This is a genomic window from Micromonospora sp. NPDC023888 (genome assembly GCF_040639415.1).
Taxonomy (GTDB): domain Bacteria; phylum Actinomycetota; class Actinomycetes; order Mycobacteriales; family Micromonosporaceae; genus Micromonospora.
Genome location: NZ_JBEZZW010000027.1, coordinates 1 through 20349, shown reverse-complemented (window position 1 = coordinate 20349; position 20349 = coordinate 1). Strand labels below are relative to the sequence as shown.

The window sequence follows — 20349 nt, the reverse complement described above, 5'->3', positions numbered from 1 at the left end:
GTTGTCGAGCGTTCACGGTAGGGAGCCGGACTCGCCGCGATCACGCTTGAGGCTCGACGGTCGGGCGGCCCTTTCGACAAGCGCGGCGGCGACGTCCCGCAGTTTGCGGTTGGAGTCCTGGGACACCTTCGCGAGGACGGCGAACGCCTCGTCCGGAGTGCAGCGGCGTTCACCCATGATGATGCCCTTCGCCTGCTCGATGACGGCGCGGCTCTGCATGGCCGACTGCATCTGCGCGGCCAGGGTGACGGTGGTGTCGTACAGGTGCGCGTTGGCGAGGGCGACGGCGGCGTACCCGGCGAACGTCTTCGCGAGGGTGACCGCGTCCTCGTCGAACGCGCCCGATTCGATCCCGTAGATGTTCAGCGCGCCGAGCACTGTCTCCTGGATGGGAAAACCGATCGACAGCGAGCTGAGAGCGCCGTCCTGCGCGGCTCGGGCCGCCCACTCCGGCCAGCGAGCCTCTTCGGACATGTCCGGAACGGACACGACCGTGGCTTCTCTGGCCGCCTCCAGGCACGGGCCCTGGTCGTACTCGTACTGCAGTTCGTCGAGGCGGAGCGCCATCTCGCCGCTGAACGCGGCGGTGTGCGCCCCCTCCTGCTTCAACAACGTCACCGACACCTCCTCCGCGCCGGGGATCGTCCGCCGCGCCAGCTCGGAGACCTGGGTCAACACTCCGGACAGGTCGGTCTCGCCGAACTTGATCTGGCCGAGTTCGAAGATCGCCGCATTGGGATCAATGGGCTGCTGTGCCATGACTTCAAGGTCCTCGGTGCCCGGGGCGCGTACCAGTTGCAGGAAGGCGACGGCAGCGCGCGCGTGGTGATGGCGCACCGCGAGCACGGGGCGCCGCACGGGCTCGCCAACCGAGCCCCGGCGCCCGCTGCTGGACGCTGACCGGCCGACGCCCAAGCGCCGGCTGCGGCAACAACTATACGACGCCACCCGGAGCGGCCGGGAAGGTGCAGCCCGTTCGTGCCCAGCGCGGGGTGCCGGGACGACGAGTCGTGTGGACGGCTCACGGCGTGCCGATCGGGCAGGTGGGTTCGCGGTAGTCGTTTGGCCCCTGTGGCGACTGGGCATCGTGGCCGGAGAAGCGTGAGCGCGACGCCCCGGCCTGGGATGTCTCGATCGCACCGCGGGTGTGCGAGCCGGGTCTCGACCTCACCCGACAGCGGTTGCGGGAGGCACCGATGCCAGCAGGATCAAGCCCCAAGAGGGAGCGGCAGTACGAGCACATCAAGGAGAGCGCGCAGGAGCGGGGCGCCTCCACCGGGCGGGCCAAGGAGATCGCCGCCCGCACGGTGAACAAGGAACGGGCCCGCTCGGGTGAGGCGCGCACGTCGAGCCGGTCGTCGCGGAACGACGTGTCGTCCGGGCATCGCGGCGGTAAGCGCTCCCACAGCGGCGCCAAGGGTCGCACCAAGGAGCAGTTGTACAACGAGGCGAAGCAGCGCGGCATCAAGGGGCGCTCGTCGATGTCGAAGGCGGAGCTGGAGCGCGCCCTGTCGAGGTAGCGAGCTTCCGGGTGGGCGGTCGCGGCGCACCTCGGGTGCCGGCGCCGCCCGGCGGTCAACTCATCGTGGCCAGCAGATCCCGGCAGGCCCGCTCGCAGGCCCGGCAGACGTCCGCGCAGACCCGGCAGTGCTCGTGCATCTCGGCGTGCCGGGCACACTCGTCACCGCACGACCGGCACGCCGTGGCGCACGCCTCCAGCAGACTCCGGCTGAGGCCCGCGTCGTAGCCGGTGTGCCGGGACAGGACTCGGGCCGTGGTGGTGCAGATGTCCGCGCAGTCCAAGTTTGTCCGGATGCACTTGGTCAACTCGGCGACCCCGTCGTCGCTGAGGCAGGCGTCCGCGCACGCGGTGCACACCTGGGCGCAGTTGTTGAGGGCGTCGATCGTCGCCGCCAACGTCGCCCGGTCCAGGTTGATCGACTTCGGGTACGTCTCCAGCATCCGCATCGTGGTGCTCGGCATCGGGAAATCCTCTCGTCGGGTTTCCCCGGCCCTACCCGAAGTACCGGCCCGCACACCTGCGGGCGCGGCCGCGCTGGTCGTCAGGCCCCGGGTGTCCCGGCCGCCCTGTCGACCAGGGCCTGGGCGACGATCGACACCGAACTGCCCACGCCCTGCTTCCGCCCCCGGTCGGCCCACTCGGGCCACCGGTCCTCGCTGTCGACGTCCGGCTCAGACGGGCCCGAGCAGGGCGGCCAGTGTGTCGTCGCCCTGGCCGACCTGCCCGCCACCGGTCGACGCCGCGATCAGGAAGCGTCGACAGCCGTCGAGTTCCACGTACCGGTCGGGGCCGGCGCCGCCGTCGAGTGGGCGCAGCACCGCGAAGCGGGACGCCGGGGTGGCGCAGTCGGCCACCGCCCGGCGATTCGCCAGCGCCCGCAGCACACCCGCCTGGCGCTCGGCCGGCAGTGGCCCGCCGTACACGAAATCGCCTGCCGGTTTGCCACCGCCCCGCTCCGCCGGGGGCACCTGGTAGACGCAGAGGCGCAGCGGCCCGGCGGCCGGCGAGGTGGCCGGCGCGGGTGGCCCGGGGCGGCCGTTGCTGGTCTCCACCCACACCAGGTCCGTCCACCGCTGCGCGCATCCGGCGGCCTCGGCGGCGGGGCCTTCGACCTGCCCGACGACACGGCTGTCCACAAGGGTCGTGGACAGCTCGGCCAGCGCCTTCCGCACCTCCGCGCGCGGCTTGCCGCAGGCGTCCGTCGGCAGGTACGGCCGCAGCCAGCGGCCCTGGTCGTCGAGCAGGGCCAGCCACGGTGGGACGAGCATTTCCAGGCTGCAGGCGACGCCCCGGTCGGATTCCTGGTCGGGCAGGCGCAGCGCGGCGAGCAGCGGTGCCAGCTGCGTGGCGCGCCGCTCGGTGGCGACCTGGTCCCGCCCTCCGCCGGGGCCCGGACGGATCTCCCGCCCGCAGAGCACCGCCGCGACCGGGGTGAACGCGGGGTCGACGCGCCCGATCCTCGGGTCGACCCCGGCCGGTGTCGGCGCCCCGGTCTTCGGCACGGACAGGATCGCGCCAGCCTGTGGTGCCGCTTCGGCGCAGGAGGTCCACATCTCGACGATCTGCGCCGGGCCGGGCTCGTCGCCCCCGCCCGACCCGGTGCCCGAGGCACCGCAGCCACCAAGCGCCACGCCGAGCAGTGCCACCGCCAGTGCCGTTCGACCCGAGCGCATCCGGCTCACCACCTTTCCACCCGAGGATGGGACGAGCGCCGGGCCCGCTCGGTTCCGACCGGATGGTCGGGACGCCGGGCCGTCGGGCGTGATGCGGGTGACCGGCGGGTACGCCGCCGGGCCGACCCGCGACGCCCGCCGGCATGATGACCGGATGGCACATCTGGGACTTGTCGCGCTGCTGGTCAGGGAGTACGAAGAGGCGATCGACTTCTATGTCGGAGACCTCGGGTTCGAGTTGCTTGAGGACACCGCCCGACCGGACGGTTCCCGCTGGGTGGTGGTCCGCCCGGCGGGTGCCCGGGAGACGGCGTTGCTGCTGGCCCGAGCGAGCACTCCCGAGCAGCGGGCCCGGGTCGGCGACCAGACCGGCGGCCGGGTCGGGTTGTTCCTCCACACCGAGGACTTCGCGCGCGACCACGCCCGGATGGTGGCCGCCGGGGTGCGCTTCCTGGAGGAGCCGCGGCACGAGGCGTACGGCTCGGTCGCGGTCTTCACCGACCTCTACGGCAACCGGTGGGACCTGCTGCAACCCCGCAGCACGCCGTGACGCATCGGCGACATTGCACGTACAGTGGGTTACAGTCACCGTCGCTCATGCTATTCTCCGATGTCGATCTCTGCCGCGCGGACCCCTACCGGGTCGTTGTCGGAAGGACACTTCCCGATGCCGGCCGTTGCCGCCCCCACCGCGCCGCCCACGCTGGACAATCCGGCTGGTGGCGCGTTCGGCCTCATCTTCACCACGACGCCGGCGTTGCTGCGCCTGACCTGCGGTGTGATCGGTGGGGCGGTGGCGCTGTCGGTGCAGGCCCCACCGGTCGAGCCAGCCGTGTTGCTACCCGTGGTGGCCACGCTCACCGGCTGGTCCCTCTGGTACGCCTACCGGGCGATACGGCACGGCATCACAGCGAACCTGACCGCCGCTGACGCCGCGCTCACCGCGGTGGCCTGCCTTCTCATCCCCGTGCTTGTCGCACCCGACGTGCTGCCCGGCGAGGGCAGTTGGATCGCCGTGCTGGCCAGCACAACGGTGATCAGCGCACAGGCCAGCACCCCGGCGCGCCTGTCGATCCCGGCCGGGCTACTCGTCACCGCCGCGTACGTGACGGGCGCACAGTCGGCCGGTAATCCCACCGAGGCTCGGGCGCACGCGGCCACTCTGCTGGTGCAGACCGCCTGCACGGCGACGATGACGGCGGTGATGCGTCGACGCATCGGTCGTGCCGACCGCGCGTTCGCCGAGCACCAGCGGCTGACCCGGGAGGCTCTGGTCGCGCGCGCCGCCCGTGACGCCGAACGCCAACAGAACCGCGACCTGCACGACACGGTGCTCGGCACCCTCACCATGGTGGGGCTCGGCGCGGTGACCGGGTCCTCGGCCACCTTCCGCGAGCGGTGCGGCGGCGACCTGCGTACCCTCGTCGCGCTCAGCGACGTCGACCCGGTGGCCGGCGACGGCCCGGTGCCGCTGGACGAGCGGTTGCGGGCGGTGGCGGGCCGCGTGCCCGAGCTTTCCGCGCAGCTGGACCTGGCGCCGTGCGCGGTTCCCGCAGGTGTGGCCGACGCGATAAGCGAGAGCGCCTACTCGGCGCTGTCCAACGTGGTCCGGCACGCGCCGGGCGCGCGTGTCACACTGCGGCTGAGCCGGGACGCGATAGGCGTCGCGGTCGAGGTCGCCGACGACGGCCCCGGCTTCGACCCGGCCACCGTCCCACCCCACCGGTACGGGTTGCGCGAGTCGATCCACGGCCGGATGGCATCGGTCGGCGGGCGGGCCGACGTGCGATCGGCGCCCGGGGCCGGCACCCGAGTCCGACTGGAGTGGCCCGGTGTCGGCTGATCTCAGCGCTCCGGCGCCCCACACCGTTACGACGGAGGCACCCGGCCGGACCAGCGTGCCCGCAGCCCGGGAGCCGGCGTCCACGGCGAGGCTCGCCGCGCCGGCTGCCGTGGCGCAGGCGTCCGACCGGAGTGCCCGGATCGTCATCGTGGCCATCCCACTGGCCTGGCACGCCGCCATCGGGCTGCCGGCGGTGCTGGCCGCCCGCGCGGAGTTCACCGCGCCGGCGGTGGTGCTCGGCGCCTGGGCGGTGGCCGCGGTGGCCGGCGCGGTGGCCGGCGTGCGGCTGCTGCGCGGCAAGCCGCTGCCACCGTGGCCGCTGGCCGGGCTGCTGCTGACCGTCGACGTGGCCGTCTTCGCCGCGGTCGGCGAGGACCAGTTGTTCACAGCGGCCAACTGGGTGTGGAGCACGCTCGGTTGGTTCTTCCTGCTGGCGCTCTGGGGCCGGCGGGTCGTGGGGGTGATCGCGCTGCTGAGCACGCACGCGGCGATCGCGCTGCTCGCGGTGCTCGCGCACGGCCCCGACCCGGCCGACGTGGCCCGCTACGTGATGTACGTCTACGGCACGTTCTCCCTGCCGGTGGCGGTGTTCGTGGGTGGCGCGACGATCGTCAGCCTGGCTCGCGAGCGGGCCGCCGTCTCCGCTGCCGGCCACGTGATAGCGGCGGAGCGCGATGCCGCCGAGCGTGGTCGTCGGGACCGCCGGGACCGGCTCGCCCTGGTCAGCTCCACAGCCGGGCGCGTGCTCGGGGAGTTGGCCGCGGGCCAGGCCGACCCGGACGACCCGGAGGTGCAGCGGCGCTGCGTGCTTGCCGCCGCCCGGCTGCGCCGACTGATCGCCGAGTCCGACGACGTGCCCGACCCGCTGCTGCACGAGTTGCGGGCGGCAGCCGACCTCGCCGAACGCAGCGGCCTGCCGATCGACCTGGTCACCATCGGCACGCCGCCGCCGCTGCCGGTGGAGATCCGACGTCGGCTCGCCGACCCGCTCACCGGCGTTCTCGCCGACGCCCGAGACTGGGCCCGGCTGACCGTGGTCTCCGGTCCGGACGAGGTGGTGGTCAGCCTGGTCACACCGGACCGGGAGGGTCCCGACGCCACCGGCCCACCCCCCGTGGAGCACGACGACGGGCAGGTGGAGCACCTCTACGAACGGGACGGAAGCATCAGATGGGCGCAGACCCAGTGGCGGCGGTGACCGGTGACCGGCCGATCGGGGTGGCGATCGTCGACGACCACCCGGTGGTGGTCGAAGGGGTCCGCGCCTGGCTCGCCACCGAGCCGCGGCTTACCGTACTGGCCACCGGGGACGACCCCGACGAGGTGCTGCGGACGGCACCGGACGCCGACGTCGTCCTGCTCGACCTGCGGCTGCACGGACGGATGGCGCTGGACAAGCTGACCGAGCTGAGCGCCGCCGGGCGACGGGTGGTGGTCTATTCGGAGCACACCGATCCGCCGACCATGCTCGCCGCGCTGGACGCCGGGGCGGTGGCATTCCTGGCCAAGCACGAGGGGCGGGAGCACTGCGTGGCGACAGTGCTGGCCGCCGCGAGCGACCGCCCGTACGTGCCGCCCGCACTGGCCGGGGCGATGGTCGGCGACCCACGGCCGGACCGGCCGATGCTGTCCGACAAGGAGCGTGAGGCGCTGCTGCTCTGGTTCCAGTCGATGTCCAAGGCGTCGGTGGCCCGCCGCATGCAGATCAGCGAGCACACAGTGAAGCAGTACGTCGACCGGGCGCGGATCAAGTACACCCGGGCGGGTCGACCAGCCGCCACGAAGTCGGCCCTGCTCGCCCGCGCGATCGAGGACGGCCTCGTCCGCCCGGAGGAGATCGGCATCTACCGGTCACACGCGACACACGACCGGCCGACCCCCTAACAGGCGTCATGACAGCGCCCCTCCGATCCGCCAGGCTGCATGCACAAGCCAGCTGACCGGAAGGTCGTGACGATGCACGCCGACACGTCCCCCTTCTTCATCGGTCCCCACCGGTTCGACGCTCCGGACGACGACGTGGGGCCGACCCTGGACCGCCGATACAACCTGCGCCCCGCCGCCGGTGAGCGGGTGCTCGGGCGGTACCGGCTGCTGGTCGCCGGCTACCTGCTCGGGCCGAGCGAGGCACGGCGCCGCTGGCAGCTACCCGGGCCGGTCTCGGTGACCGTCACCGACCAGCGGATCTGTTGGGTGGGCAGCGGCGCGCAGTTGTCGCTTGTCGTCGACGACACGCCCCGGGCCCGGCCGCCCGCTCGGCTGAACGGCCTGATGAGCGGGCAGATCCGCTGGCAGTGGCCGTCCCGGTTGGAGGTGCCGGCTGGCGAGCGGGACCCGGCGACGCAGTTGTTGATCGTCTGCGACGCGTTGCGCACCATCCAGCAGCCGGCGCTGGCCCTGGGCGGCCCGTCCGCCGCGGTGACGGCGCTGGCCCGGCAGGTCCGCCGGGCGGTGGCCGAGTTCCGGCTCACCCGCCCCCAACTGGTCGACCTCTCGGCTCAGGAGCGCGACGTGCTGCTGCTGCGGGCCGGCCCCAGCCTGCTCGCCGGGGACACCCGGGTCACGCTGCCCGGCTCGCTGCCGGTGGAGTTCCACTCCCGGGACGACTACTACCGCTCGGGGCCGGGGCCGACCCCGTGGAGCGGGCTCGCAGGCGGCGCAGCATCCGGGCATCGGTGAAGCCGGCGGCCCGCGCGGCGGCTTCCACAGTCGCGCCGTGCCCGATCAGGTGCTCGGCCCGCTCCACCCGTAGCTGCTGCTGGTAGCCGAGTGGGGTGAGCCCGGTCATGGCACGGAACAGCCGGGTCAGCGTGCGTTCGGCCACGCCCCCGGCGGCGGCCAGCTCGGCCAGTGGCAGTGGCTCGGCGTACCGACTGTCGATCAGGTCCTGCACCCGGTGCACCGAGTCGGACAGGTGGGACCGGTGCCGCATCAGCGCGCTGGCCTGCTGCTCGTGCCCGTTGCGGCGGGCGTGGACGACAAGGGTGCGGGCGATCTGCGCCGCGACCGCCGGGCCGTGCCGGGTGGCCACCAGGTGCAGCGCCACGTCGATGCCGCTGGCGATGCCGGCCGAGGTGACCACCCGGTCGTCGACCACGTACAGCACGTCGCGGATGACCCGGGCCGCCGGATGACGGCGGGCCAGGTCGTCCTGCACCTCGTGATGGGTGGTGCACCGTCTGCCGTCGAGCAGCCCGGCCCGCCCGAGGGCGTACGCCCCGGCGCAGACGCTGGCCACGGTGCCGCCCGCCGCGTGGTGCTCGGCCAGCCGCCGCAGGTCGACGGGCGACACCGGCCCCTGGGGGCCGTGCGCAGCCGGCCGCCAACCGGGCACGATCACCAGGTCGTCCGGGGCCAGCTCGGGCCACCGGGTGTCGGCGACCAGGGGTACGCCCTGCACGGTGGGCACCTGTTCCCGCTCGGCGACGTAGTGAAGCTGGTAGTCGTACCCGAGGTCGGCGGCGCTGGAGAAGACCTGGGCCGGCCCGGCGAGGTCCAGCAGGTGGAGCTGTGGGACCAGCAGGAACACGACCCGGGTCATCGGGTCAGCCCCGGATGCCGGCGAGGGTCGCGCCGGTCACCTCGTCGACCGTACGGACGGTCGCGAAGCGACCGGCCAACGCGTACTCCGTGCGGGTGACGATCTCCTCGGTGCTGAGGGTGCGCGGGTCGGCGAGGATCTCCGCGACGGACGCGGTCTCCGGCAGGTCCCGGTGCGGGATGGGAAAGGTGAGCGTGGCGTCGGTGACGAAGGTCATCCGGTAGCCGAGGTCCGCGCCGAGCCGGGTGGTGGTCTCCACGCACTGCTCGGTACGGATGCCGCAGACCGTGATGTCGTGGACGCCGGCCTGGGTGAGCAACTGTTGGAGATTGGTGGTGGTGAAGGCGTTGTGCGCGGTCTTGACGAGCGTCGGCTCGTCCCCGGCCGGCACCAGCCCGTCGATCAGCCGCACGTGCCCGACGGCGGGGTCGAACGGCCCGCCCGTGCCGGGCTCGGAGTGCAGCACCCAGACCACCAGGTCGCCGCGCTCCCGGGCGGCGGCGACCAGCCGTTCGACCTGCCGGACCAGGTCGGGGTTGGAGCCGTACGCCCAGATCGGGCGCTGCCGGAAGGATTCCTGGACGTCGATCACGACGAGGGCTGCTCTGCTCATGTGAAGATCCTGACCGGACGGCGTCCGCACCGGCAGACATCATCATGCCCGGGTGCGGAACGATCCGGCCAACCCGACGTCAGACGCTCGGCGCACGTTGCTGCTCCTCGGCGGCGTCCAGGGCGGCGGCCTCCTCCGGGGTGGGGGCGCTGCCGCCCAGGTGCGCGGGCAGCCACCAGGTGTCGTCCGGGCCGGCCGGCGCGTCCGGGTATTCCCGCTGGGCCCGGTCGACGAGCGCGCTGAGCCTGGTGTTCAGCTCGGCGGCCAGCAGGTTCGGGTCCGGGAAGTCCGCCGGGTTGATCGGCTCGCCGATCAGGATGGTGATCGGCGTGTGCCGGCGGGTGAGGGTCCGCGGGCGGCCCTTGGTCCAGAGCCGCTGGGTCCCCCACAGCGCGACCGGCAACACCGGGACCTTCGCCGAGCGGGCCATCCGGACCGTGCCGCTCTTCAACTCCTTGACGGTGAACGACTGACTGATCGTCGCCTCCGGGAAGACGCCGACGATCTCGCCGCGCTTGAGGGCGGCGACGGCGGTGCGGAACGAGGCCGCGCCGGCGTCCCGGTCCACCTCGATGTGCCGCATCCCGCGCATCAGCGGGCCGGAGATCTTGTGGGTGAAGACCGACTTCTTGGCCATGAACCGAACCCGCCGACCCGACTCGGTCGCGCCCAGGCCGGCGAAGATGAAGTCGAGGTAGCTGATGTGGTTGCCGGCCAGCACCGCCCCGCCGGTACGAGGTACGTGATGGGCGCCCTCGATGGTGATCTTCAGATCGAGAAGACGAAACATCGTCTTGGCAGCGGCGATAACGGGCGGGTACACGAGCTCCGGCATCCGGAGAATCTACCCTGCCAGGCTGGATGGCGAGCCGGCGGCGGCGCCTGTCGCGCGCCGCCGCCGGCTCGGCGGTCGGGTCGGTCAGTCGGCGAGCTTGTCCAGGTCGAGTCGGCCCCGGGCGAACGCGTCCACCCGCCCCCAGCGACCCGGGATGTCCAGCACCTCGATGCGACCCATGCCCACCGGCAGTCGTGGTTCGACCGCCAGGTGGCCGTCGTGCGGCTCCAGACCGAGCATGGTGCGCAGCAACAGCAGCGGCGTACCCGTCGACCAGGCCTGCGGGCTGCACGCGGTCGGGTACTCGACCGGGAACTTGGTCAGCTCCCGTGGGTAGCCGCCGAACGCCTCCGGCAACCGGCCGTCGAAGTACGTGGCCGCGTCCAGGATGCCGTTGGCGATGGTCGCGGCCTCCTCGGCGAAGCCGTACCGGCGCAGACCCCAGGCGATGAACGAGTTGTCGAACGGCCAGATCGTGCCGTTGTGGTAGCCGATGGGGTTGTACCGGGCCTCCCCCTCGGCGAGCGTGCGCACCCCCCACCCGGAGAAGAGCCGCGGCCCGACCAGGTGCTGGGCGATCTTCTCCGCCCGCTCGGGTTCGACGATCCCACTCCACAGCAGGTGGCCGATGTTGGAGCTGAGGATGTCGCACTGGCGGCCGTCCGGGTCCAGGGCCAGGGCGTAGAACTCGCCGTCGGCCACCCACCAGTCCCGGTTGAACCGCTCCTTCAGCGCTGCCGCCTCCCGCTCCAACGAGTCGGCGAACTCCGGATCGCCCCAGAACTGGCGGGCCATCCGGGCCGCGCGGATCTTCGCGTCGTAGGCGTACCCCTGCACCTCGCAGGTGGCCCGCGGGAACGGCGGCAGCGTGCCGTCGGAGTAGGAGATGGAGTCCCAGGAGTCCTTCCAGCACTGGTTCTCCAGGCCGGTATCGGTGTTGCGGCGTTCGTACCAGATGTAGCCGTTGCCGACCAGGTCGGCGTAGTTGTCGATCCACCGCAGCGCCGCGCGGGCCTCCTGCTCCAACTCCCTGACAAGAGCAACGTCCCCGGTCCACCGCTCGTACTCGTCGAGCAGCACGACGAACAGCGGGGTCGCGTCCACCGAGCCGTAGTACGGCGAGTGCGGCTGCTCCTCGAAGGCCGCGGTCTCGCCGTACCGCATCTCGTGCAGGATGCGCCCCGGGTCCTCGTCCCGGAAGTCGTCGAACCGGCTGCCCTGCAACGAGGCGAGGACGCGCAGCGTCGTCTTCGACAACTGTGGGGTGAACGGCAGCGTCTGCAGGCAGGTGAGGATGCTGTCCCGACCGAACATGGTCATGAACCAGGGCAGGCCGGCGGCCGGCAGGGTGGCGCCGCCCAGCGACAGGGGCGAGAAGCGCAGCGCGGCCAGGTCGATGAGGCTGCGCCGGTAGGTGCTGGACACCCGGCCGTGCTCACTGTTGACCTTCGGAGCGTCGGCGATCCACCGTTCCAGGTCGTGCTGGAGGGCGAGCCGCTCGTTGCCGTGCACGCGCAGCCCGAACCGCAGGTCCCGGCCGCCGGGCCCGACCGCGTGCGTCCGGACGTCGATCGAGGCTTCCCACTGCTCGTTCGGTTCCAGGTGGACGGTGTACGCGAAACCCTCGCGGTCGTACCGGGCCGACATCGACGAGGAGATGACCGTCTCCCGCCGGAAGTTGCCCCGGCGATAGCCCAGCCGGAGCCGGTCCGACTCGACCTCGGTGTAGATCTCGCCCTTCTTGTTCAGGATCTCGTCCTTGACCTGGAACAGGTCGGCGAAGTCCGACGCCGCGTCCATCCGGACTTCCAGATCGACAGGCTTCTCGTCGTGGTTGAGGATGGTGAGCTGCTCCTGGAAGCTGCCGCCCACCGTCCGCTCTCGGATGATCGACAGCTTCGCGTCGACGTAGTGCGTGGCCATGCCCGGGACCAGGAAGAACCGGGACTCGAAGTACTGGAGATCGTCGTAGGAGAGCGAGTTGAGCCGCTCACCGTTGACGGTCAGCACCCAGGTGGACAGAAACCGGGTGTCGATGGAGAAGAGCCCGGTCGGCTCACTCGGAGTCGCCTCGATGTCGCCGGTGTCCTCGCAGACGACGAACGTGTTGCCGTCCAGGATCCGGACCGTGTTGGACTGCCCCATCAGTACCCCTCCCCCGCGAAGCGTCGACGGGGCCCCCGGGCGTCCGGCGAACTCGGGAAGATCCGCTCCAGCTGCACCACCAGCCGGGCGTCACCGGTCACCGTCATGTCCCCGCGCAACAACGCGGCGAGGCCGTGCTCGCGCCCCGCGGCGATGTCGTCGAAGAGGACGGGGCTCGCACCGATGACGGTGTCGGCCTCCCGATCCTCCTGGCTCACGTTGAGCCGGCCGTGGTCGATCATCAGCAGCCAGTGCCGGGTCTGCGCCCCCTCGTGCAGGTCGATACGCACTGTCCCGGAGGTCTTCGCCAGCAGGGGTTCGTACCCCCGCCGGTCCAGGTCCTCGAAGAACCTCGTGGTCGCGTCCACCATCGGGTCCACTCCTCCCAGTTGCCGGCCGGCCGGCGTTGCACGTCCCCGCACGGGTCCCCGTCGGCTCTCCGGTCAACCTCGCCCGGATCGGGTGAGCGGCGGCGTCGTCCCGGCAGCGCAGCGCCGGCCCTCCCCCGCAGGGGGAGAGCCGGCGCGCGTCCGCGGCGGACGGTCAGTTGTTCGGATCGTCGGCGCTGATGTCCGCGAGCACCGACTGCGGTTCGCGCTCGACCGCGAGGTCACCCATCGAGATCAGGCCGACCAGGCGCCCGTCGTCGATGACCGGAAGCCGGCGTACGGCGTACGTGCGCATCAGGTCCGCGGCGGCCACCACGTCGTCGTACTGACTCACGGTGATCACATCGCGGGTGGTGATCTGGCTCAGTTGGGTCGAGCCCGGATCCATGTTCTCCGCGACACCACGCACCGTGATGTCCCGGTCCGTGACGATGCCGACCACATTGCTGCCGTCGGTCACCACCACATCACCAATCGCACTGTCACGCATCTCCTGCGCTGCAGCGATGAGCGTCTCGTTGCCGTCCATCGTCACCAACCGGGTCGTCATGAACTCTCCGACCGTTGTCATGGTGCTCCCCTCTCGGTGTCGGCACGGCCCGTCTACCCGCCACCCGGGAGGGGGTAACGCCAACCGCCGGCTGGCTATCCGTGGGAATGCCGCAGGCGCCACCGGGCGAGCGGGTCAGCTCCGGGGCGGCGCTCCGTAGACGCGCTCCACGTGCAGCCGCAACACCAGCCGCCCTTCGTCGACCATGGCCTGGCGGTACTCGTCCCAGTCCGGGTGCTCGCCGCGCAGCGAACGGTAGAGCGCCACCAGCTCCTCCACCGTCTCGTCGCCGGGCTCGGCCGCTGGCGCGGTCAGCTCGGCGCGGCCCTCGACAACCGCGTACGCCCAGCCGTCCTCACTGCCGACGTGGAAGCTGGCGCGCGGGTCCCGGCGCAGGTTCGCGGTCTTGGCCCGACCGGCGGTGACCGAGACCCGGATCAGGCCCGCGACCGGGTCGAAGGAGTAGACCACAGTGGACATCTGTGGCCGCCCATCCCGCTTGATCGTCGCCAGCACGCCCATCGAACGGCCCGAGATCAGGTCGGTCAACGCCTGCTGGGTGTGGTCATCCGGCACGGTTTCCTCCTCCAGGGTCGGTTTCGTCCCATCCAAGCACGCCCGCCCGACCGCCGCGTCGCCCCGGACGCGACCGAGCCCCCGCCGGTCGTCGGCGAGGGCTCGGGGTGACGGCGACGGTCAGCGGCGCTCGGCGGCGACCAACTCGGCGAGCTGCACCGCGTTGAGCGCGGCACCCTTGCGGAGGTTGTCGTTTGAGCAGAACAGGGCCAGCCCGTACTCCGCGGTCTCGTCGGCGCGGATCCGGCCCACGTAGGTCGGGTCCTGCCCGGCGGCCCGCAACGGCGTCGGCACGTCGGTAAGCGCCACCCCCGGCGCGTCGGCCAGCAGCTCGTGGGCACGCTGCGGGGTGAGCGGCCTGGCGAACCGGGCGTTGATCTGCAACGAGTGGCCGGTGAAGACCGGCACCCGGACGCAGGTCCCGGAGACCAGCAGGTCGGGGATCTCCAGGATCTTCCGGCTCTCGTTGCGCAGCTTCTGTTCCTCGTCGGTCTCGAACGAGCCGTCGTCGACGATCGAACCCGCCAGCGGGAGAACGTTGAAGGCGATCGGCTCGGCGAACGAGCGCGGCGTGGGGAACTCCACGGCCGACCCGTCGAAGGCCAGCCCGGCGGCGTGCTCGGCGACCTTGCGGACCTGCTCGTCCAGCTCGGCGACGCCGGCCAGCCCGGCACCCGAGACCGCCTGGTACGTGGAGACGACCAGGCCGACCAGCCCCGCCTCGGCGTGCAGCGGGCGCAGCACCGGCATCGCGGCCATGGTGGTGCAGTTGGGGTTGGCGATGATGCCCTTCGGGCGGTCGAGGGCCGCGTGCGGGTTGACCTCGGCGACCACCAACGGCACCTGCGGGTCCATCCGGAACGCCGAGGAATTGTCGATCACCACGGCGCCGGCCTCGGCGACCCGGGGGGCCAGCTCCCGGGCGGTGCCCTTGCCGGCCGAGAAGAGCACGATGTCCAGCCCGGAATAGTCGGCGGTCGCGGCGTCCTCGACTGTCACCTCGCCGTCGCGCCACGGCAGCGCACGCCCGGCGGACCGCGCCGAGGCGAACAACCGCACCTGCTCCGCCGGGAACTCCCGCTCCGCCAGCACCTGCCGCATCACGCCACCGACCTGGCCGGTGGCCCCCACAATGCCGATCCTCATGCCCGCGAGGCTACCGACCCCACCCCCGAACCCGGGAGCCCTTTCCCACCCCCCGGCCGCACATCACACAGACCCAAACCCAGACCCAAACCCCCCACCCCCACCCCGGGCCCGGTGATCATGAAGTTGACGGGCGATTTGGTGATCGAAGTACCCGTCAACCCCATGATCGACCCGGGAAGGCCCCAGGGACAGGTCGAGGGGGGAGGCCCAGCCAGGGGGCGGGTTAGGGAAGCAGGTCGCCGAGGGCCGCCGCGGTCAGGTCGTCGCGGATGACGGCGGCGTCGCCTTCGACGACCAGGGTCAGCGCGTCCGGGTGCAGGTGGGTGGCCGCCGCCGCGGAGACCTGCTCCACGTCCGCGGCGAGCAGCGACTCCCGCAGCCGGGCGTGGTAGTCGTCCGGCAGGTCGTGCACCACGAGCGTGGTCAACGCGGACGCGATCGCCCGAGGGCTCTGCAACTCGACCGAGAGCTGCCCGGCCCGCCAGGACCGGGCCACCGCCAGCTCGTCCTCGGTCACCCCACCGGCGCGGGTACGGCTGATCTCACCCACCGCCTCGACCAGGGCCGGCACGGTGACCGCGGTCTGCACCCCGGAGCTGACCCCGAACCGACCGAAGCGGCGGGACGAGGCGAAGTCACCCCGGACGCCGTAGGTGTAGCCGTGCACCTCGCGGAGCAGGTGGTTGAGGCGGGAGGTGAACGCCCCGCCGAGGACCGTGCCGGCGAGCGTCATCGGCACGTGGTCGGGGTGCGCCCGGTGCGGCGACGGGTGGCCCAGCCGCAGCGTGGACTGCACCGAGCCGGGCCGGTCCACCAGGATGATCCGCCGTCCGGCGTGCAGCGGCACCTCGATCGGGCCACCCCGCTCGGCCGGGCCGCCACCGGTGCCGGCGAACGCCGCGGCGGCAAGCGCGTCCAGGTCGATCCGGTCCAGGTCGCCGGCGACGATCAGGGTGCCGGGACGCAGGAACCACTCGGAGTGGAAGACCGTCACGTCCTCCACGTCCAGTCCGGCTACCGACTCCGGGTCGCCGTGCATCGGCCGACCCCAGCGGTTCTGTGCGCCGAACAGGTCACCGCGCAGCGCGGCGTCGGCCCGAGGGCCCGGGTTGGCCCAGTCCATCCGCAGCGCGGTCGCCTCGTCGTCCCGGACCCGGCGTACGTCGGCGGGGTCGAGCCGGGGCGTCCGGACCGCTTCGGCGAGCAACTCCACGGCGGCGCTGAGCCGGTCCACCGGGATCACCACGCTGGCCTGGAACGAGTCCCAGTCCAGCCCGGTCGACAACGCGGTGCCGAGCCCTTCGACGGCGAGCGCGTACGCGGCGGCGTCCCGCTGCGCGGTGCCCTCCTCCAACGCCTTGGCCAGCACGCCGGAGAGGCCCTCCTTGCCGACCGGCTCCCGGCCCGCGCCCACGTCGAGCAGCAACAGGGCCACGGCGAGGTTCTGCCCGGGCAGGTGCGCGGCGACGACCTGACCACCGGCCACGGTGCGGCGAACCACAGGCGGGAACCGGTACGGGCGGGCGGCGCCCGGCCCGGGACGGTCGGCGATCAGCGTCATCGGGTCTCCTCGGGCAGGTAGGTCAGCAGCACCCGGTCGGTGGCGAGCACCTCGGCGGCGGCCTTGGCGATCTGCTCGGCGGTGACCGCGAGCAGACCCGGCAACTGGTCGGCGACGCGGGCCGGGTCACCGAACTGGGTGGCGTACCGGCCGAGCAGGTCCGCGCGGCCATCCACCGTGGACAGTTGACGCCACCAACCGGTGCTGAGCAAAGCCTTGGCCCGATCCAGCTCGGAGGCGGTGACCGGCACTGTGGCCACCTCGTCGACGACCTCGGCCAGCCCTTCGGCCAGCCGCTCGGCGCTCACTCCGGGGCGCGCGGTGGCGGTGGCGATGAGCGGCGCCGGGGCGTGCGCGAGGTCCACCCCGTACGCCCCGACCAGGTCCGGTTGGGCGATCCGTTCACCGTCGGCGAGCCGCTGGTAGAGCCGGCTGCCCCGGCCGCTGCCGAGGACTGTGGCGAGCACGGTGACCACGTGGTACTCCGGGCTGCCGAACGGGTAGGTGCGGTGGGCGATGTACACCCGCGGCGCCGGCACGTCGGCGCTCACCGACTCGACCGCCGTCTGCCCGGTCGCCGGGACGTTGCGCCCGTCCGGGGCGGCCGGGATGTCGTCGCGGGCCGGCAGCGCGCCGAAGTACTTGTCGGCGAGCGCGAACACGTCGGACGCGGTGGCGTCACCGACCACGGTGAGCACCGCGTTGTTCGGCGCGTAGTAGGTCTGGTGGAACGCCTGGAACGTGGCGAGGTCGGCGGCGTTCAGGTCGGCCATCGAGCCGATCGTCGCGTGATGGTACGGGTGCCCCGGCGGGTAGAGCAGCGGCAGCAGACGCAGCCAGGCGTCCCCGTACGGGACGTTCTCGTAGCGCTGCCGGCGCTCGTTCTTGACCACGTCCCGTTGGTTGTCGAGCGTCTCCTGGGTGAGCGCGGGGACCAGGCCGCCCATCCGGTCGGCCTCCAACCAGAGCGCCAACTCCAGGTGCTCGACCGGGACCGTTTCGAAGTAGTTGGTCCGGTCCGGGTTGGTGGTGGCGTTCAGCGATCCGCCGGAGCCCTGGATCAGCTTCATGTGCTCGGTCTTCGCCACGTTCACCGAGCCCTCGAACATCAGATGCTCGAAGAGATGGGCGAAGCCGGTCTGCCCGGTCGGCTCGTGCCGGGAGCCGACGTCGTACCAGAGGTTGACGGCCACGGCGGGCGCGGTGCGGTCCTCGCTCACCACCACGCGTAGGCCGTTGTCCAGTCGGGACGTCTCGATGGGCCAGGGGTAACCGCTGTCGGGCATACCCCGACGCTATCCGATCTCGCGGGCGGAAAGGTGACGTGTGGTCGGTCAGCGAGCCGTCCCCGGGCATCGGGGCCGCCGCTCGGGGTACGGGAGGGCAATGACCGTCACCCGGCCCCCGTCCCGCTCCGCCGCCGCCATCGTCGTCGAACGTGCCAGCGCCGCGCTCGGCCGGCTGCGCCACGGCCGGCTGCTGCATCCGGCCGGTCGCTCGTTCGCCGGCGAGGTGGTGATCTGGGGTACGCCCGGACCACCCACCGGGGTCGGCCTGCTTGACGACCCCGGCCGGTATCGGGCCACCGTCCGGCTCTCCAAGGGCACCCCCACGCCCAGCGGTTGGCCGGACGTGCTGGGTGTCGCGCTGCGCCTGCACCGTGACACTGGTCGACCGTTCGACCTGCTGGTCAGCTCCAGCGGCGCGGCCCCGCTGGTGCGGCAGCTGCCGCTGCCCCGACGGTGCTTCACCGGGACGTACAGCACGATCGTGGGTTACCGGGTCGGCCCGCGTCGACTCTGGCTGGCCGCACTCGCCGATCCCGACTCCGTCAGTCTCGGACGCAGCCTGAGCACGGTGGTCGCCGCGACCCGGGCGGACACGCCGTGCCTGGTGCTCGCGGTCGCGTCCGCCGTCGGGCCGTGGCGGCCGGTGGGCCAGGTCGGCATCGGCGCTCCGCTCAGCGCCGAGGAGGACGCCGCGCTCGCGTTCGACCCGGTGCGGAACCTGCCCCCCGAACTGCGGGCGGCTGGTCCGCTGGCCTGGCTGCGGGAGCACACCTACCGGGGATCCCGCCGGGCACGTGGGGCCACCGCTCAGTCCGGCGGCTCGACCGCGACCACTGTCTGATCCGAGGTACGCCGTTCCAGGACGGTGTCGGGCGCGGCATTCTGGTCCGCCTCCCGGATGTCCGATTCGGCGAGGATGGCCTCGGCCTGCGCCTCGGGGTCGTCGCTGCCCACCGCGGCCTCCTCGGGCAGGAGGTGGTGGGCTCGGGATTCCACCCGCTCCTGATCGTTCTGCTCGTCAGTCATGGCACCCCTGTTACCCAGACCTCGCCCCCGGCACGCGGTCTCCGCCCCGCATCTTGGGACGACGGGCCGGAGGTTCCCGCGGGGTCGGGTAGGCTGGCCCCCGTGACGCGTTCCTATCAATGGTTTAGGCAGCCGGCTCGCACGCCGGTGACTTCACCATGAACTGACGTCACCACGGACCGAGCCGGCTGGGCAGGAGCTGTCGTTCCTGCCCTTTTGCGTACGAGCAGCCGGCTCGTCCCGGGCACCGGCCCCGGGCACGGTCGGCGGAAGGATGCCCACCGTGACGACCCCGGAGACCGATCGGGTAAGCGATCAGCGGATCGACCGTGTCGTGCCGTTGACCACGCCCGCCCTGCTGCACCACGAGTTACCCCTGGACGCCTCGCTCGCGTCGGCCGTGCTGACCGGCCGTCGCGCGGTGGGTCGCGTGCTTGATCGCGAGGACGACCGCCTGCTGGTGGTGGTCGGCCCCTGCTCGGTGCACGACCCGGCCGCCGCCCTGGACTACGCGCACCGTCTGCGGACGGCGGCCGACCGGCTGGCCGACGACCTGCTGATCGTCATGCGTGTCTACTTCGAGAAGCCACGCTCCACGGTCGGCTGGAAGGGCCTGATCAACGACCCCGGCCTGGACGGCAGCGGGGACGTCAACACCGGTCTGCGGCTGGCCCGGGCGCTGCTGCTCGACGTGCTGCGCGTCGGGCTGCCGGTGGGCTGCGAGTTCCTCGACCCGATCACGCCGCAGTACATCGCGGACACGGTGGCCTGGGGCGCGATCGGCGCCCGCACCGTGGAGAGTCAGGTGCACCGCCAGCTCGCCTCGGGTCTGTCCATGCCGATCGGCATGAAGAACCGCCCGGACGGCAGCATCGGCACCGCCGTGGACGCGATCCGCGCCGCCGGGGTGCCGCACGTCTTCCCCGGCATCGACTTCTCCGGCACCCCGGCGATCATGCACACCCGGGGCAACACCGACGGTCATCTGGTGCTGCGCGGTGGAGGCGGCCGGCCCAACTACGACGCGGATTCGGTCGCCGGGGCGCTCGACCTGCTCCGCGCGGCCGACCTGCCGGAGCGGCTGGTGATCGACGCCAGCCACGCCAACAGCGGCAAGGACCACCGCAACCAGCCGCGGGTCGCCGCCGACGTGGCCGCCCAGTTGGCCGCCGGCCAGCGCGGGATCACCGGCGTGATGTTGGAGTCGTTCCTGCTGCCGGGCCGGCAGGATCTCGACCCGACCCGGAAGCTGGAGTACGGCCGGTCGGTCACCGACGCCTGCCTCGGCTGGGACGACACCGTCGAGGTGCTCGACCACCTGGCCTCCGCGGTGCGGGCCCGGCGGGCCACCCTGCCTGCGACGGTGTGACCGTCGACACCGCGGCGCACGGAACAGGGGCCGGGGTCGGCTCGTTGACTGGGGTGTCGGTGTGTCATGTGTCCCCGGGCCTCACCTAAATAGCCTTCGCGGAATACCGTTCGGCTGGAGCCGCGTAGCGCCACTCGCCGAGAGGCGACCTGCACACCGACACCAGCGCCGCCCCCGGCCCACAAGGCCGGGGCACCGAACGGCTCACCCTCTGGCAGCGCGGCCGGGAGAGCACCGTCGCCGCCGAGCTGGAACCCACCGAGGGGCT

22 protein-coding genes are annotated in these 20349 nt (G+C 72.3%); 8 read left to right on the top strand and 14 right to left on the bottom strand.

Annotation, left to right across the window (positions count from 1 at the left end):
* Positions 1 to 12 precede the first annotated feature (12 nt).
* The gene (locus AB0F61_RS22770) at positions 13 to 759 is read right to left on the bottom strand and encodes a GAF and ANTAR domain-containing protein (protein ID WP_357812793.1); all 747 of its coding nucleotides are present in this window, start codon (positions 757 to 759) and stop codon (positions 13 to 15) included.
* Positions 760 to 1196: 437 nt separating this feature from the next.
* Between AB0F61_RS22770 and AB0F61_RS22765 the strand changes: the two genes are divergently transcribed.
* The gene (locus AB0F61_RS22765; RefSeq protein WP_357812790.1) at positions 1197 to 1520 is read left to right on the top strand and encodes a plasmid stabilization protein; all 324 of its coding nucleotides are present in this window, start codon (positions 1197 to 1199) and stop codon (positions 1518 to 1520) included.
* Positions 1521 to 1575: 55 nt separating this feature from the next.
* Here the strand turns inward: AB0F61_RS22765 and AB0F61_RS22760 are convergent, their stop codons facing one another.
* A complete protein-coding gene (locus tag AB0F61_RS22760) occupies positions 1576 to 1983 on the bottom strand; it encodes a four-helix bundle copper-binding protein (RefSeq protein WP_357812787.1) in 408 nt (135 codons plus the stop codon).
* A 210-nt stretch (positions 1984 to 2193) separates the two neighbouring features.
* Positions 2194 to 3195, bottom strand: coding sequence for a hypothetical protein (locus AB0F61_RS22755; RefSeq protein WP_357812784.1), 1002 nt, complete (start codon positions 3193 to 3195; stop codon positions 2194 to 2196).
* A gap of 154 nt (positions 3196 to 3349) precedes the next feature.
* Between AB0F61_RS22755 and AB0F61_RS22750 the strand changes: the two genes are divergently transcribed.
* The 5 genes from AB0F61_RS22750 to AB0F61_RS22730 all read left to right on the top strand — a co-directional run bounded on the left by AB0F61_RS22750 (position 3350) and on the right by AB0F61_RS22730 (position 7717).
* Entirely contained in the window at positions 3350 to 3745 is a 396-nt protein-coding gene (locus AB0F61_RS22750; RefSeq protein WP_357812781.1) for a VOC family protein, read from the top strand.
* A 117-nt stretch (positions 3746 to 3862) separates the two neighbouring features.
* Positions 3863 to 5038 carry an ATP-binding protein gene (locus AB0F61_RS22745; RefSeq protein ID WP_357812778.1) on the top strand — a complete coding sequence of 392 codons (1176 nt, stop codon included), beginning with the start codon at positions 3863 to 3865 and terminating at the stop codon, positions 5036 to 5038.
* Between the two features lie 55 nt (positions 5039 to 5093).
* On the top strand, positions 5094 to 6236 hold the full coding sequence (locus AB0F61_RS22740; protein ID WP_357812974.1) for a hypothetical protein: 1143 nt from the start codon (positions 5094 to 5096) through the stop codon (positions 6234 to 6236).
* Complete coding sequence (locus AB0F61_RS22735) at positions 6209 to 6922, top strand: response regulator transcription factor (protein WP_357812775.1); 714 nt, start codon at positions 6209 to 6211, stop codon at positions 6920 to 6922. The genes AB0F61_RS22740 and AB0F61_RS22735 overlap by 28 nt, the downstream gene beginning before the upstream one ends.
* Positions 6923 to 6994: 72 nt before the next feature.
* Positions 6995 to 7717: a hypothetical protein gene (locus tag AB0F61_RS22730; protein WP_357812772.1), complete on the top strand. Its 723-nt coding sequence runs from the start codon at positions 6995 to 6997 to the stop codon at positions 7715 to 7717.
* Here the strand turns inward: AB0F61_RS22730 and AB0F61_RS22725 are convergent.
* The 10 genes from AB0F61_RS22725 to AB0F61_RS22680 all read right to left on the bottom strand — a co-directional run bounded on the left by AB0F61_RS22725 (position 7599) and on the right by AB0F61_RS22680 (position 17683).
* Positions 7599 to 8579, bottom strand: coding sequence for a DJ-1/PfpI family protein (locus tag AB0F61_RS22725; protein WP_357812769.1), 981 nt, complete (start codon positions 8577 to 8579; stop codon positions 7599 to 7601). The genes AB0F61_RS22730 and AB0F61_RS22725 overlap by 119 nt on opposite strands.
* 4 nt (positions 8580 to 8583) lie before the next feature.
* Positions 8584 to 9192: an isochorismatase family protein gene (locus tag AB0F61_RS22720; protein ID WP_357812767.1), complete on the bottom strand. Its 609-nt coding sequence runs from the start codon at positions 9190 to 9192 to the stop codon at positions 8584 to 8586.
* Between the two features lie 79 nt (positions 9193 to 9271).
* A complete protein-coding gene (locus tag AB0F61_RS22715; protein WP_357812765.1) occupies positions 9272 to 10027 on the bottom strand; it encodes a lysophospholipid acyltransferase family protein in 756 nt (251 codons plus the stop codon).
* 84 nt (positions 10028 to 10111) lie between these two features.
* Entirely contained in the window at positions 10112 to 12172 is a 2061-nt protein-coding gene (locus AB0F61_RS22710; protein WP_357812763.1) for a glycogen debranching N-terminal domain-containing protein, read from the bottom strand.
* Entirely contained in the window at positions 12172 to 12543 is a 372-nt protein-coding gene (locus AB0F61_RS22705) for an SCP2 sterol-binding domain-containing protein (protein ID WP_357812761.1), read from the bottom strand. Before AB0F61_RS22705 ends, AB0F61_RS22710 begins: the two co-directional genes overlap by 1 nt.
* A 172-nt stretch (positions 12544 to 12715) precedes the next feature.
* Positions 12716 to 13132, bottom strand: a complete 417-nt coding sequence (locus AB0F61_RS22700; RefSeq protein WP_357812759.1) for a CBS domain-containing protein — start codon at positions 13130 to 13132, stop codon at positions 12716 to 12718.
* A 114-nt stretch (positions 13133 to 13246) separates the two neighbouring features.
* Entirely contained in the window at positions 13247 to 13687 is a 441-nt protein-coding gene (locus AB0F61_RS22695; RefSeq protein ID WP_357812757.1) for a PPOX class F420-dependent oxidoreductase, read from the bottom strand.
* 120 nt (positions 13688 to 13807) lie between these two features.
* Entirely contained in the window at positions 13808 to 14833 is a 1026-nt protein-coding gene (locus AB0F61_RS22690) for an aspartate-semialdehyde dehydrogenase (RefSeq protein WP_357812755.1), read from the bottom strand.
* A 226-nt stretch (positions 14834 to 15059) separates the two neighbouring features.
* Positions 15060 to 16397 carry a pitrilysin family protein gene (locus AB0F61_RS22685; protein WP_357812753.1) on the bottom strand — a complete coding sequence of 446 codons (1338 nt, stop codon included), beginning with the start codon at positions 16395 to 16397 and terminating at the stop codon, positions 15060 to 15062.
* The gene (locus AB0F61_RS22680) at positions 16394 to 17683 is read right to left on the bottom strand and encodes a pitrilysin family protein (protein ID WP_357812751.1); all 1290 of its coding nucleotides are present in this window, start codon (positions 17681 to 17683) and stop codon (positions 16394 to 16396) included. The genes AB0F61_RS22685 and AB0F61_RS22680 overlap by 4 nt, the downstream gene beginning before the upstream one ends.
* A gap of 100 nt (positions 17684 to 17783) precedes the next feature.
* On the opposite strand from AB0F61_RS22680, the gene AB0F61_RS22675 reads away from it, so the two are divergent.
* Positions 17784 to 18527 carry a phosphodiesterase gene (locus AB0F61_RS22675; RefSeq protein WP_357812749.1) on the top strand — a complete coding sequence of 248 codons (744 nt, stop codon included), beginning with the start codon at positions 17784 to 17786 and terminating at the stop codon, positions 18525 to 18527.
* On the opposite strand, the gene AB0F61_RS22670 is transcribed toward AB0F61_RS22675, so the two are convergent.
* The gene (locus AB0F61_RS22670; RefSeq protein ID WP_357812747.1) at positions 18494 to 18712 is read right to left on the bottom strand and encodes a hypothetical protein; all 219 of its coding nucleotides are present in this window, start codon (positions 18710 to 18712) and stop codon (positions 18494 to 18496) included. The genes AB0F61_RS22675 and AB0F61_RS22670 overlap by 34 nt on opposite strands.
* 274 nt (positions 18713 to 18986) lie before the next feature.
* Here AB0F61_RS22670 and AB0F61_RS22665 point away from each other — a divergent pair, with 274 nt between their 5' ends.
* Entirely contained in the window at positions 18987 to 20081 is a 1095-nt protein-coding gene (locus AB0F61_RS22665) for a 3-deoxy-7-phosphoheptulonate synthase (RefSeq protein WP_357812745.1), read from the top strand.
* Positions 20082 to 20349 lie beyond the last annotated feature (268 nt).